General features: G+C 65.4%; 15 protein-coding genes. 8 read left to right on the forward strand and 7 right to left on the reverse strand.

Going from position 1 to position 13,240, the window contains the following annotated elements; genetic code table 11:
- Positions 1 to 43 precede the first annotated feature (43 nt).
- The 5 genes from leuC to SOM26_RS17155 all read right to left on the reverse strand — a co-directional run bounded on the left by leuC (position 44) and on the right by SOM26_RS17155 (position 4,684).
- Positions 44 to 1,498 carry a 3-isopropylmalate dehydratase large subunit gene (leuC, locus tag SOM26_RS17135; protein WP_320453922.1) on the reverse strand — a complete coding sequence of 485 codons (1,455 nt, stop codon included), beginning with the start codon at positions 1,496 to 1,498 and terminating at the stop codon, positions 44 to 46.
- Positions 1,499 to 1,613: 115 nt separating this feature from the next.
- A complete protein-coding gene (locus SOM26_RS17140; protein WP_320453923.1) occupies positions 1,614 to 2,303 on the reverse strand; it encodes a glutathione S-transferase family protein in 690 nt (229 codons plus the stop codon).
- Positions 2,303 to 2,938, reverse strand: a complete 636-nt coding sequence (locus tag SOM26_RS17145; protein ID WP_320453924.1) for a CoA transferase subunit B — start codon at positions 2,936 to 2,938, stop codon at positions 2,303 to 2,305. The genes SOM26_RS17140 and SOM26_RS17145 overlap by 1 nt, the downstream gene beginning before the upstream one ends.
- Positions 2,939 to 2,940: 2 nt before the next feature.
- A complete protein-coding gene (locus SOM26_RS17150) occupies positions 2,941 to 3,807 on the reverse strand; it encodes an HAD family acid phosphatase (protein WP_320453925.1) in 867 nt (288 codons plus the stop codon).
- A gap of 175 nt (positions 3,808 to 3,982) precedes the next feature.
- The gene (locus SOM26_RS17155) at positions 3,983 to 4,684 is read right to left on the reverse strand and encodes a CoA transferase subunit A (protein WP_320453926.1); all 702 of its coding nucleotides are present in this window, start codon (positions 4,682 to 4,684) and stop codon (positions 3,983 to 3,985) included.
- A gap of 99 nt (positions 4,685 to 4,783) precedes the next feature.
- On the opposite strand from SOM26_RS17155, the gene SOM26_RS17160 reads away from it, so the two are divergent.
- Positions 4,784 to 6,433, forward strand: a complete 1,650-nt coding sequence (locus SOM26_RS17160) for a thiamine pyrophosphate-binding protein (RefSeq protein ID WP_320453927.1) — start codon at positions 4,784 to 4,786, stop codon at positions 6,431 to 6,433.
- A 236-nt stretch (positions 6,434 to 6,669) separates the two neighbouring features.
- On the opposite strand, the gene SOM26_RS17165 is transcribed toward SOM26_RS17160, so the two are convergent.
- Positions 6,670 to 6,852 (reverse strand): CsbD family protein, encoded by a 183-nt coding sequence (locus tag SOM26_RS17165; protein WP_320453928.1) that lies wholly within the window; start codon positions 6,850 to 6,852, stop codon positions 6,670 to 6,672.
- A 92-nt stretch (positions 6,853 to 6,944) separates the two neighbouring features.
- Positions 6,945 to 7,952, reverse strand: a complete 1,008-nt coding sequence (gene thiS, locus SOM26_RS17170; protein ID WP_320453929.1) for a sulfur carrier protein ThiS — start codon at positions 7,950 to 7,952, stop codon at positions 6,945 to 6,947.
- Positions 7,953 to 8,064: 112 nt separating this feature from the next.
- On the opposite strand from thiS, the gene aroQ reads away from it, so the two are divergent.
- From aroQ to SOM26_RS17205, 7 genes are all read left to right on the forward strand, one after another.
- Positions 8,065 to 8,499 carry a type II 3-dehydroquinate dehydratase gene (gene aroQ, locus SOM26_RS17175; RefSeq protein ID WP_320453930.1) on the forward strand — a complete coding sequence of 145 codons (435 nt, stop codon included), beginning with the start codon at positions 8,065 to 8,067 and terminating at the stop codon, positions 8,497 to 8,499.
- 14 nt (positions 8,500 to 8,513) lie between these two features.
- Positions 8,514 to 9,002, forward strand: coding sequence for an acetyl-CoA carboxylase biotin carboxyl carrier protein (gene accB / locus SOM26_RS17180; RefSeq protein WP_320453931.1), 489 nt, complete (start codon positions 8,514 to 8,516; stop codon positions 9,000 to 9,002).
- Between the two features lie 6 nt (positions 9,003 to 9,008).
- Positions 9,009 to 10,361: an acetyl-CoA carboxylase biotin carboxylase subunit gene (gene accC, locus SOM26_RS17185; RefSeq protein ID WP_320453932.1), complete on the forward strand. Its 1,353-nt coding sequence runs from the start codon at positions 9,009 to 9,011 to the stop codon at positions 10,359 to 10,361.
- Positions 10,362 to 10,486: 125 nt separating this feature from the next.
- A complete protein-coding gene (locus tag SOM26_RS17190) occupies positions 10,487 to 10,822 on the forward strand; it encodes an arsenate reductase family protein (protein ID WP_320453956.1) in 336 nt (111 codons plus the stop codon).
- A gap of 160 nt (positions 10,823 to 10,982) precedes the next feature.
- Positions 10,983 to 11,321: a P-II family nitrogen regulator gene (locus SOM26_RS17195; RefSeq protein WP_007405799.1), complete on the forward strand. Its 339-nt coding sequence runs from the start codon at positions 10,983 to 10,985 to the stop codon at positions 11,319 to 11,321.
- Positions 11,322 to 11,431: 110 nt separating this feature from the next.
- Positions 11,432 to 12,844, forward strand: a complete 1,413-nt coding sequence (gene glnA, locus SOM26_RS17200) for a type I glutamate--ammonia ligase (protein WP_320453933.1) — start codon at positions 11,432 to 11,434, stop codon at positions 12,842 to 12,844.
- A gap of 69 nt (positions 12,845 to 12,913) precedes the next feature.
- Entirely contained in the window at positions 12,914 to 13,045 is a 132-nt protein-coding gene (locus tag SOM26_RS17205) for a hypothetical protein (protein WP_320453934.1), read from the forward strand.
- The last annotated feature ends 195 nt before the right edge of the window (positions 13,046 to 13,240 follow it).

Genomic DNA, 13,240 nt, shown 5'->3' on the forward strand with positions numbered 1-13,240 from the left:
TCATGATGCGTGTCCCCTATCGTCCCTGTCAGGGTCGTCTCTGTCAGATGCCTTCACGATCGAAATCGTGGGTCTTCAACTCTCTAACATCAAAAAGGCGCCCGGTCACCGCTGCCGCCGCCGCCATGGCGGGAGAAAGCAGATGGGTCCGTGCCCCCGGCCCCTGACGACCGACGAAATTGCGGTTCGAGGTCGAGGCGCAGCGCTCGCCCGGCGGCACCTTGTCGGGGTTCATCGCCAGGCACATCGAGCAACCCGGCTCGCGCCATTCGAAACCCGCCTGCACAAAGACGCGGTCCAGCCCCTCGGCCTCGGCCTGGCGCTTGACCAGGCCGGAGCCGGGCACGACCAGCGCCCGCACGCCGTCAGCAACCTTGCGGTCGCGCGCCACGGCCGCGGCGGCACGCAGGTCCTCGATGCGGCTGTTGGTACAGCTGCCGATGAAGACGTGCTGGACGCCGATGTCCTGCATCGCGGTGCCGGGGGTCAGGCCCATATAATCCAGCGACTTGCGCGCCGCTTCACGCTTGGACGGATCGGCGAAGCTGTCGGGATCGGGGACGACGCCGGTGATCGGCACCACATCCTCGGGGCTGGTGCCCCAGGTCAGGTTCGGCGCGATGTCGGCGGCGTCGAGCGTCACGACCTTGTCGTACACGGCACCGGCATCGGTCGGCAGCGTCCGCCACCAGGCGACCGCCTTGTCCCAATCCTCTCCCTGCGGCGCCATCGGACGCCCCTTCAGATAGGCGAAGGTCGTCTCGTCCGGCGCGATCAGGCCGGCGCGGGCGCCACCCTCGATCGACATGTTGGCGATGGTCAGGCGACCCTCGACCGACAGGTTGCGGATGACGCTGCCCGTAAACTCGATGACATGGCCGGTGCCGCCCGCCGCGCCGATCTTGCCGATGATGGCGAGCACCACGTCCTTGGCCGACACGCCGTGACCCAGCGTACCGTCGACACGCACTTCCATCGTCTTGGACGGCGAGAGCAACAGCGTCTGCGTCGCCAGCACATGCTCGACCTCCGACGTGCCGATGCCGAACGCCAGTGCGCCCAGCGCACCATGGGCCGAGGTATGGCTGTCACCGCACACCAGGGTCGTGCCCGGCAGGGTGAAGCCCTGTTCGGGCCCCACGACATGGACGATGCCCTGCGCCGCCGCCGTCGCATCGATATAGTCGACGCCGAACTCGGCGGTGTTGCGGCGAAGGGCGTCGAGCTGTTGCGCGCTTTCCGGGTCGGCGATGGGCAGCAGCCTGCCGTTCGCATCCTTGCGCGGCGTCGTCGGCAGGTTGTGATCGGGCACCGCCAGCGTCAGCTCGGGACGACGCACCTTGCGCCCGGCGGCACGTAGCCCCTCGAACGCCTGCGGGCTCGTCACCTCATGGACGAGGTGCCGGTCGATATAGATGAGGCAGGTGCCATCGGGCCGCCGTTCGACAACGTGCGCGGCCCAGATCTTCTCGTACAGAGTCTGGGGTCGTTGGGCCATGATGGGGCGCTGTTATCCGAAAATATGCGCGACGCAAAGGCCACGCGTAATCTTATTTCGCGAAAGTGTCGGGTTTGTCATTCTGCCAGGGGTTTCCCATGGCCTTCGACTTCACTCACCCCTTGGCACGCAAATCCTCGGTCACGCCGCCGCACTCGGCCAGCTCGACCTCATGATCCGGGTCCCGCCACGTCTCGGCCAAGGCCTGCGCTTCCCAATCCCGCATGGCTGGATGCGCCAGCACCGTCTTGACCCACATCGCGCCAGCGGCCCCGACGTCGATCCCGTAGGTCCGCACCCGGAAGGCGACCGGCGCGTAGAAAGCATCGACCGCCGAGAAGCTTTCCCCTGCTAGCCAGGGCCCACCAAAGCGCGACAACCCCTCAGCCCAAAGCTCCGCCAGCCGTGCGACATCGCGTTCCAGCCGGGCGGATGGCGGCTTCGGCTCCACCCGCACCCCGACATTCATCGTCCGCTCGCCCCGCAGCGCGCCGAACCCGCCGTGCATCTCGGTCACGGCACACATGGCCCAGGCGCGCGCACCCTCGTCCTGCGGCCATATGCCCGAATACCGCTCGGCGAGGTAGAGCGTGATACCCAGCGAGTCCCATACCACCCGTTCGCCGTCGAGCAGCACCGGCACCTGACCTGTAGGCGAGAAGGCGCGGAACGCCTCGTAATTCTCCGCCGCCTCGAACGGCTCGATCCGGTCGGTGAAGCCGATCCCCAGGGCCTTCATCAGCAACCAGGGACGCAGCGACCAGCTGGAATAGTTCCGGTTCGCGGTGACGAGGGTGTAGGCCATCAGCGTTCGAACTTGGCGGTCGTCTTGGCGGCGACGTCATCGGCGGTGACGCCCGGCGCGCATTCGACCAGGCGGAACGGGCTGTCATGATCCGCCCGCTGGAATACCGCCAAGTCGGTGACGATCATGTCGACGACATTGCGCCCGGTCAGCGGCAGGGTGCATTCGGGGATGAACTTCGGGCTGCCGTCCTTGGCGTTATGCTCCATCACCACGATGATCTTCTTGACGCCCGCGACCAGATCCATCGCGCCGCCCATGCCCTTGATCATCTTGCCGGGAATCATCCAGTTGGCGATGTCGCCGCCCTCCGACACCTCCATCGCGCCCAGCACGGTCAGGTCGATATGCCCGCCCCGGATCATCGCAAAGCTGTCGGCGGATGAAAAATAGACCGAGTGCGGCAGCTCGCTGATCGTCTGCTTGCCCGCATTGATCAGATCGGGATCGACCTCGTCTTCATAGGGGAACGGCCCGATGCCCAGCATGCCGTTCTCGGATTGCAGCGTAACCTCAACCCCTTGCGGGATATGGTTGGCAACCAGCGTCGGGATGCCGATGCCGAGATTGACGTAGAAACCGTCCTTCAGCTCCTTGGCCGCACGGGCGGCCATTTCGTCGCGGGTCCAGGCCATCCTTATTCTCCTGTCGGCTGCCACCGCCGGTCGGCGGGGAAGATGTCGTCGGCGGTGCCCTTCAGCGCCTTGCCGTAGACGGGGTTGGGGAAAACGAACCAGCCACGCCCCCACAAGGCGGCAACGCGCGGCGCATCCGCCTTCGCACGCCGCTGCGCCACGCTGGCAGGATCGTTGAACAAGTCACTGAAATCGCCCAATTGGTCGCCGCCCATCGCGATCACGCAATAGCGCTGCGCGATGCGCCAGCGGCGGGCGTCCTTGCCGTCGCCGGTGGTCGTGTCGCTGCGGACGAACAGGGTGTCGCCATGAACGGCCGGACCAAGCCCCGCCGCCTCGATCGCGCGCGCGGCCCCGGCGGCATCGTCGCGATTGGTGTTGAAGACCACCGTCACACCCATCGCCCGCAGATGGGCGATCGCCGCCGCCGCGCCGGGGGTCGGCAGCACGGCGCGGCCGTCGCTCTTTTCCCAGGCGCTCCAGCGGCCGGGAAAGGCCCGATCAGCGCGGCCGGTCAGGTCGTCCCGCTCGAAACCGAGGTTCAGGAGGACCGTCTCATCGACGTCGAACACGGCCGCCGGACGCTTGCCCGCGCACGATACGAAACGGGGGTCGTCGAGGCTTGCACCCTGCGCCAGCACGACGCTGCCCGCCTGCGGGCGGCGGACACGGTCGGCGGCATAGGTGACGAGCGCGTTCCAGGCTTGGCGCGAGATCGCATCGGCTTCGGCCGAGCCGTAGAGATATTGCATACCCGCGAGCTTGGGGTTCGCGGTGACGGGAGGTGGGGGTGCGGGGGTGTTGTTGCCGACCGCGACGACGCAGCCGGATAGGGTCAGGGCGGCGGCCAGGGCGATGCCTAGCCTCATGCCAGGGTGCCCTCCCCCAGCCCCTCCCGCCTGCGGGAGGGGAGAGGTTGTTTGCCTACCCGTCGGTTTCCATCGCACGTTTCTCAAAGCCATGCCCTCCGTCACATGCGCTCCCCCCCTCCCGCAAGCGGGAGGGGGTCGGGGGGAGGGCCCGCCCTACCCCCTGCCCTAACCGTCAAACCCGCTCGCGCACCGTACGAAACTCGATCTTCTTTTCGTACGGCGCGCCGACGATCATCCGCTTCACGTAGATCCCCGGCAGATGGATCTGGTCGGGATCGAGCGAGCCCACCGGCACCACTTCCTCCACCTCGGCGACGCAGATGCGCCCCGCCGTCGCCATCGGCTGGTTGAAGTTGCGGGCGGTCTTGCGGAAGATCAGGTTCCCGGCCTCGTCGGCCTTCCATCCCTTGATGATCGACAGGTCGGCGCGGATGCCGCGCTCCAGGATGTAATCCTCGCCGTCGAAGCTCTTCACTTCCTTGCCCTCGGCCACCTTCGTGCCGACGCCGGTCTTGGTATAGAAGCCGGGGATGCCCGCGCCCCCTGCCCGGCAACGCTCGGCAAGCGTGCCCTGCGGGCAGAATTCGACCTCCAGTTCGCCCGACAGATATTGCCGCTCGAACTCCTTGTTCTCACCGACATAGGACGAGATCATCTTCTTCACCTGATGCGAGCGGAGCAGCTTGCCCAGGCCGACGCCGTCGATCCCGGCATTGTTGCTGGCGATGGTCAGGTCCTTCACCCCCGCCGCCTCGATCGCGTCGATCAGGCGTTCGGGGATGCCGCACAGGCCGAAGCCCCCGGCACAGATGGTCATGCCGTCATGGAGCAGGCCGTCGAGCGCGTCGGCCGCGTCGGAATAGAGCTTCTGCATGGGCGTCCTCCCTATGATCGCCGAAGCGTTAGGCGGAGCGGTGGAGGCGGGTCAACCCGGCGTTTGCGCTTTGCCGGCAAGCAAGGCAGGCTGCGTCCCATGAGTTTGAAAACCGGCGGACGCCTGCTTGTCGATGCGCTTCTCGAACAGGGGTGCGACCGTATCTTCACCGTGCCGGGCGAGAGTTTCCTGGCGGTGCTCGACGCGCTGCACGACACGCCCGCGATCGACCTGGTGACGTGTCGGCAGGAGGGCGGCGTGACCTTCATGGCCTGCGCCGACGGGACGCTGACCGGGCGGCCGGGCGTGGCGTTCGTGACGCGCGGACCGGGTGCGACCAACGCGGCGATCGGCGCGCATGTGGCCAGGCAGGATTCGCAACCGATGATCCTGTTCATCGGCGATGTCGACCGGGGCACTCGCGACCGCGAGGCGTTCCAGGAGGTCGACTTCCAGGCGATGTTCGCCCCGCTCGCCAAATGGGCGGCGCGAATCGACGATGCCGCGCGTATCCCGGAATATGTCGCCCGCGCCTATGCGACCGCGATGAGCGGGCGGCCGGGGCCGGTCGTGCTCGCCCTGCCCGAGGACATGCTGTGCGACCTGGTCGAAGGCACCCCCCGCCCCCGCATCACACGCCCGTCACAGGATGTGCGAATCGAAGACGCCATCGCCGTCCAGGCCATGATCGCAGAGGCCCAGCGCCCCGTCGCCATCATCGGCGGCGCGCACTGGAGCCCCGAGGCCGTGACACTTGCCGAACAATGGGGCGAGGCGACGGGCATTCCGCTGGTCGCGGCGTTCCGGCGACAGGATGCGGTGTCGGCGACCTGCCCGGTCTATGCGGGCAATCTCGGCTATGGCCCCAACCCGGCGCTGGTTGCCCGTGTCAAGGAAGCCGATCTGCTGATCATATTGGGCGCGCGATTGGGCGAGGCGACGACCGACGGCTATACGCTGATCACCCCCGACCATCCGGGGCAGACGCTGATCCACATCCATCCCGATCCGGAGGAGTTGCACAGCGTCTATCGCACCGAACTGGCGCTATGCTGCGACATGGACCGTGCGCTGGGAATGCTGGAGTTGCTGGCGAACGAAGCCGCCGACCCGCACCCCTCGGGCCAAGAAGCCCATGCCGCCTATCTCGCCTGGTCCGACCCAGCACTGCGCGAGGGCGTGACGCTGGACCTCGGCCAGTGCGTCGCGGCCATGCGTATGGCGCTCCCGGCCGACTCGATCCTGTGCAATGGCGCCGGCAATTATTCGGGCTGGTGGCACCGTTACTGGCGCTACGAGCCGGGTTGCCAGCTTGCCCCGACCTGCGGCGCGATGGGATATGGCGTCCCCGCCGCCACCGCCGCCGCCCTGCGCCATCCCGACCGCGTGGTCGTCGCGCTGGCGGGCGACGGCTGTTTCCTGATGAACGGGCAGGAATTGGCGACCGCCGTGCAGCACGGCGCGTCGATGCTGGTCATCGTCGTCGACAATGGCGGTTACGGCACGATCCGTATGCATCAGGAGCGGGAATATCCCGGCCGCGTCGCCGCGACGGGCCTTGCCAACCCGGACTTTGCCGCACTGGCGCGGGCCTATGGCTGCTGGAGCGAAACCGTGACGCGGACCGAGGACTTCGCCCCTGCCCTTTCCCGCGCCATGGCGGAGACGGGTGTACGATTGCTGCATCTGAAGACCGATATCGAGGTCATCACCCCCGCCACGGCATTGTCGCGAATCGCTGGCCGCTGAGTTCTCGCTGCAAGTGGCGACGATCCATGGGCGCTTTTACCCGCACGCCGCCTTCCCACCCTTCACTGCCGTACAACGACAAAAGTGTTCAAACAAAGCCGAATAGCCTGAAAATAACGCTATCATGAAAACGATTGCGAGGATTGATCTTACTTAGACAAAACAAAACCGCCCCGGTGTAAACCGAGGCGGCAAGTTCGTTGCTGATTGCTTTAGTCAGAAAACGACTAGCAGGTTCAGATGTTGTCGCCAAGGGCACCCTTGACCGAGCCCTTGACCTGCTCGCCCTTGCCCTTTGCCTGCTGGGCTTCGCCCTCGGCTACGAGCTTGTCGTTGTTGTTGTGCTCGCCAATGGCTTCCTTGGCCTTGCCAACCAGCTCGTTGACGTTGCCCTTGATCTTGTCGGTGAGTTCACCCATGAAGGCCTCCATTTGCTACGGGATCGTGAAATCCCCGTTGAACACTCGGAAGCAAAACGGTTTGTTACGCGGCTGGTTCCCTGAAATTAATGTCAGATAAGGCCCGCAAGCGGACTGGACGGGTCGGCATAGCGGCGCATTCCCATACGACCGGCCCGGTACGCCATGCGCCCCGCCTCGACGCCCGCCTTCATCGCGCGGGCCATCAGCACCGGGTCCTTGGCCTCGGCGATCGCGGTGTTCATCAGCACCCCGTCGCAGCCCAGCTCCATCGCCACCGCCGCTTCGGACGCGGTGCCAACGCCCGCATCGACCAGCACCGGCACCTTGGCGCCCTCCACGATCAGGCGGATCGTCACCTTGTTCTGGATGCCCAGCCCCGAGCCGATCGGCGCGCCCAGCGGCATGATCGCGACCGCCCCGACATCCTCCAGCCGCCTGGCGGCGATGGGATCGTCCACGCAATAGACCATCGGCTTGAAGCCTTCCTTGGCCAGGATTTCGGTCGCGCGCAGCGTCTCGACCATGTCCGGGTATAGCGTCTTCGCCTCGCCCAGCACCTCCAGCTTGACCAGGTCCCAGCCGCCCGCCTCGCGCGCCAGGCGCAGCGTGCGAATGGCGTCCTCGGCGGTGAAACAGCCCGCCGTATTGGGCAGATAGGTGATCTTCTTCGGGTCGATGAAGTCGGTCAGCATCGGTGCATTGCGATCCGAGACGTTGACCCGGCGCACCGCGACCGTGACGATCTCCGCGCCGGCCGCCTCGACCGCCGCCGCGTTCTGGGCAAAGTCCTTATACTTGCCGGTGCCGACGATCAGGCGCGAGCGGAAACGCCGGCCCGCCACTTGCCACGAATCGTCATTCACCGCCGCCACATGGTCGCCGCCGCCGACGAAGTGGACGATCTCGATCTCGTCGCCATCTTCCACCTCGACCTGCGCGAGCGTCGAGCGCGGCACGACCTCCAGATTGCGCTCCACCGCCACCTTTTCGGGCACCAGCCCCAGCTGGTTCGCCAGGTCGGCGAGCGACAGTCCGGCGGCGACCCGCTTATGCTCGCCATTCACGGTGATCGTCACGGTTCCATCGGTGTGCGGCATATGTGTCACTTACCATGCAGTCGTTGCCCGCTCGACGGAGAGGTGGGCAAGCGGTTAAGGAGGGCCCTCGATCTAGGCCCGGCCATCCCGAGCCGCAACCATGGGAGTGCCGATGCCCGCGACCGTTTACGTCCTCAACGGGCCGAACCTGAACCTGCTGGGTATGCGCGAGCCGCATATCTATGGTCACGACACGCTGGACGACATTGCGGGCATGCTGGAGGACCGGGCGCGCGAGCTCGACCTGACGATCGACATGCGCCAGTCCAACCATGAAGGCCATCTGATCGACTGGCTGCACGAGGCCCAGGCCTATGAGGCGAAGGCCGTGCTGCTCAACGCCGGCGGCTTCACCCATACGTCGATCGCGATCCACGACGCGATCAAGTCGGTGACGACGCCGGTGATCGAAGTCCACCTATCCAACCCTCATGCACGGGAGCCATTCCGGCATGAGAGCTTCATCGGGCGTGCCGCAAAAGGCACAATCGCGGGTTTTGGCGCGCATTCCTATCTGCTCGCGCTTGAAGCCGCGGCCCGGTTCTGACAGGAGCCCGTTCCATGACCGAAAAGACTGAACAAGCGATGAAGGTCGATGTCGACCTCGTCCGTCAGCTCGCCGAGCTGCTCGACGCCACCGCCCTGACCGAGATCGAGGTCGAGCATGGCGACCGCAAGATCCGCGTCGCGCGCAAGGCGGCGGCCGTGGCCCAGATGGGTTACGCGCCTGCGCCCGTAGCGGCCCCCGCTCCGGCGGCACCCGCAGCCGCGGCACCCGCCGCGGCGGAAGTCGGCGCCTCGGCCCCGGCCATCTCGGCCAATGCCGTGAAGTCGCCGATGGTCGGCACCGTCTATCTGTCGGCCGAACCGGGCGCCAAGCCGTTCGCCGCGATCGGCCAGAAGGTAGCCGCCGGTGACACGCTGCTGATCGTCGAGGCCATGAAGGTGATGAACCCGATCACCGCGACCGCGGCCGGCACCGTCACCGCCGTCCTGGTCGAGAACGGCCAGCCGGTCGAGTTCGACCAGCCTCTCGTCGTCGTAGAGTAAGCCGCCTTGGCGCAGATCAAGAAACTCCTGATCGCCAATCGCGGTGAGATTGCGCTTCGCATCCACCGCGCCTGCCACGAAATGGGGATCGAGACCGTCGCCGTGCACTCCACGGCCGACGCCGATGCCATGCATGTGCGCCTTGCCGACCAGGCGGTGTGCATCGGCCCGCCCGCAGCGACCGACAGCTATCTCAACATCCCGAACATCATCTCGGCCGCCGAGATTTCGGGCGCGGACGCGATCCACCCCGGCTACGGCTTCCTGTCGGAGAATGCCAAGTTCGCCGAGATCGTCGAGGCGCACGGCCTGATCTTCGTCGGCCCCAAGCCCGAGCATATCCGGATCATGGGCGACAAGGTCGAGGCCAAGCGCACCGCCGGTGCGCTCGGTCTGCCGCTCGTCCCCGGTTCGGACGGCGCGATCTCCGATCTCGAGACGGCCAAGGCGCTCGCGGCCGAAATCGGCTATCCGGTGATCATCAAGGCGGCGAGCGGCGGCGGCGGGCGCGGCATGAAGGTCGTGCCGTCCGAGGACCAGCTCGAAACGCTGATGCAGCAGGCCGGGTCGGAGGCGAAGGCCGCCTTTGGTGACTCGACCGTCTACATGGAAAAATATCTGGGCAACCCCCGGCATATCGAATTCCAGGTGTTCGGCGACGGCAACGGCCAGGCGATCCATCTGGGCGAACGCGACTGCTCGCTCCAGCGCCGCCACCAGAAGGTACTGGAGGAAGCCCCCTCGCCGATCATCACCGCCGAGGAGCGTTCGCGCATGGGCGGCGTGGTTGCCAAGGCGATGGCCGATATGGGCTATCGTGGTGCGGGCACGATCGAATTCCTGTGGGAAGACGGCGAGTTCTATTTCATCGAAATGAACACCCGCCTTCAGGTCGAGCATCCGGTGACCGAGATGATCACCGGCCTGGACCTGGTCCGCGAACAGATCCGCATTGCCGAGGGGCATCCGCTGACCCTGCGCCAGCAGGACGTGCAGTTCCGCGGCCATGCGATCGAGTGCCGCATCAACGCGGAAGATCCGCGCACCTTCGCCCCCTCGCCGGGCGTGGTGAAGATGTATCACGCACCGGGCGGCATGCATGTCCGCGTCGATAGCGGCCTGTACCAGGGCTATAAGGTCCCGCCCTATTACGACAGCATGATTGCCAAGCTGATCGTGTACGGCACGACCCGTGAGGGTGCGCTGCGTCGCCTGCGCCGCGCGCTCAACGAATTCGTGATCGAGGGGATGAAGACCACCATCCCGCTCCACCAGTCGCTGCTCGACGATCCCGAATTCCAGAAGGGCGACTATACGATCAAGTGGCTGGAGGAATGGCTGGCCAAGCAGAACGGCTAAGCCTCTTTTTTGACACGCCGAACGACGAAACGGGCCCTCTTCCAGTTGGAAGGGGGCCTTTTTCGTGCACGTCGCACACCATTGCCCCTCCACATTCCCCGCCGCCCATGGCACAAGCATCGGCGATGAAGGCGATGATCCTCCACAACCCGCGCTGCTCCAAGTCGCGCGAGGCGCTGGCCCTGCTGAATGAGGCAGGTGCTGATGTGACGGTGATCGAGTATCTCAAGACGCCCCCCACCGCCGAGGAACTGGCCCGGCTCTATGCCAAGGGTGGGCTGAGCCCTCGCGACGGACTGCGCAAGGCGGAGGCCGCAGCCAAGACGCTCGCAACCGCCGACGACGCGATGGTGCTGGCTGCGATGGCCGCCGACCCCATTCTCATCGAGCGGCCGCTGGTCGAAACGCCCAAGGGGGTGGTCATCGGTCGCCCACCCGAAGCCGTGCGGAGCATCCTGTGACCACTGCCTGTTATTTGAGCAGCGGACAGCAAACTGCCCGCTTTTCGAGCGCATTTCCTACCGAATTCCTACCCTCTGCCGAGGGCGGGGCAGTTGGCACGATCCCTGCAACGCGGGTGATCGGGCGAGGGTTCGTACATCATCGGGGACAATCAGACTCGTGAAAAAGATTGAGGCGATCATCAAGCCCTTCAAGCTCGATGAGGTGAAGGAAGCGCTGCACGAGATCGGCGTGTCCGGCATCACCGTCACCGAGGCCAAGGGCTTCGGCCGCCAGAAGGGGCATACCGAGCTCTATCGCGGTGCCGAATATGTCGTCGACTTCCTGCCGAAGGTGAAGCTGGAAGTGGTGGTCGAGGACGGTCTGGCCGAACGCGTGGTGGAGGCGATCGCCGCCGCCGCGCAGACCGGCCGTATCGGCGACGGCAAGATTTTCGTGATCCCGGTCGAGACGGCGCTGCGCATCCGCACGGGCGAACGCGACGACGCGGCGATCTGACGCATCCCGACCCCTAAACGTCACCGGGCTGACACCCAGCCCGCCTAAAAACGTACAACCGGCCCCGGTCTTCTTCCGGGGCACGGATCCAAGCAGAGAGAGAACGGCACATGGCGAAAACGGCCAGCGACATTCTGAACCAGATCAAGGACGAAGAGATCGAGTGGGTCGATCTGCGCTTCACCGATCCGAAGGGCAAGTGGCAGCACCTGACCATGGTCGCCTCGATCCTGGGTGAGGATGAGCTGACCGACGGCCTGATGTTCGACGGTTCGTCGATCGAGGGCTGGAAGGCAATCAACGAGTCGGACATGGTCCTGAAGCCCGACCTCGACGCCGTCTACACCGATCCGTTCTCGGCCACCCCGATGCTGATCGTGTTCTGCGACATCGTCGAGCCGTCGACCGGCGAGCTGTATGCACGCGATCCGCGCTCGACCGCCAAGCGCGCCGAGGCGTTCGTGAAGACCACCGGCATCGGCGACACCGTCTATGTCGGCCCGGAAGCCGAATTCTTCATGTTCGACAATGTGCAGTTCGACACGAACTATGCCTCGTCCTACTTCAAGATCGACGATATCGAGCTGCCGACCAACACCGGCCGCGAATATGAGGGCGGCAACCTCGGCCACCGTCCGCGCGCCAAGGGCGGCTATTTCCCCGTTGCGCCGGTCGACTCGGCCGTCGACATCCGTGGCGAGATGGTTTCGACCATGCTCGAAATGGGCCTGCCCTGCGACAAGCACCATCATGAGGTCGCCGCTGCGCAGCACGAGCTGGGCATGACCTTCGGTACGCTGACCCAGACCGCCGACCGCATGCAGATCTACAAGTATGTCGTGCATCAGGTCGCGCAGGCCTATGGCAAGACCGCGACCTTCATGCCCAAGCCGATCAAGGAAGATAACGGCTCGGGCATGCACACCCACTTCTCGATCTGGGAAGGCAAGACCCCGCTGTTCGCCGGCAACGGCTATGCGGGCCTGTCGGACACCTGCCTGTACTTCATCGGCGGCGTCATCAAGCATGCCAAGGCGCTGAACGCCTTCACCAACCCGACCACCAACAGCTACAAGCGTCTGGTGCCGGGCTATGAAGCGCCGGTGCTGCTCGCCTATTCGGCGCGCAACCGCTCGGCTTCGTGCCGCATCCCGTACGGCACCGGCCCGAAGTCGAAGCGCGTCGAAGTGCGCTTCCCCGACGCGCTGGCAAACCCGTATCTCGCCTATGCCGCGCTCCTGATGGCGGGTCTGGACGGTATCCAGAACAAGATCCATCCGGGCGAGGCGATGGACAAGAACCTGTACGACCTGCCGCCCGCCGAGCTGGCCCAGGTTCCCACCGTCGCCGGTTCGCTCCGCGAAGCGCTCGACTCGCTGGGTGCCGACCACGACTTCCTGCTGAAGGGCGACGTGTTCACCAAGGACCAGATCGAGAGCTATATCGAGCTGAAGATGCACGAAGTGATGCGCTGGGAAATGACCCCCAGCCCGGTCGAGTACGACATGTACTATAGCGGCTGATCCAGCCCCTGCACGATGTCACTACGGGGAAAGGGGCCGCAAGGCCCCTTTCTTTTTGGGGAGGACGGCGTGGCTCTCGGTTTCGGATTTTCGACGGCGGCCGCCCTGCCGAACTGGATCGTGGTCATGACCCTGGGCGCAAAACAGATCGCCACAATGATCCTGGGGCCCGTCGATATCCATTTCATTCCTCCCCCGTGATGGGAGGCGGCAGGCCGAAGGCCTGACGGAGGGGTGTCCCGGACTGAGAAGTTGGTCAAACCTCGCGATCGCACAACTAACATCGTTACCGATCCTTCGTCACGTCATCCTGTTATATCGGGGCAAGCACGTGGCCGGCGGAGCAAGTCGGAGCAGGACATATCTCTTGGCATGTGTGGCACGCTACGCGGCCCT

Origin of the sequence: Sphingomonas sp. CFBP8993 (assembly GCF_034044895.1) — a bacterium.
Lineage (GTDB): Bacteria > Pseudomonadota > Alphaproteobacteria > Sphingomonadales > Sphingomonadaceae > Sphingomonas.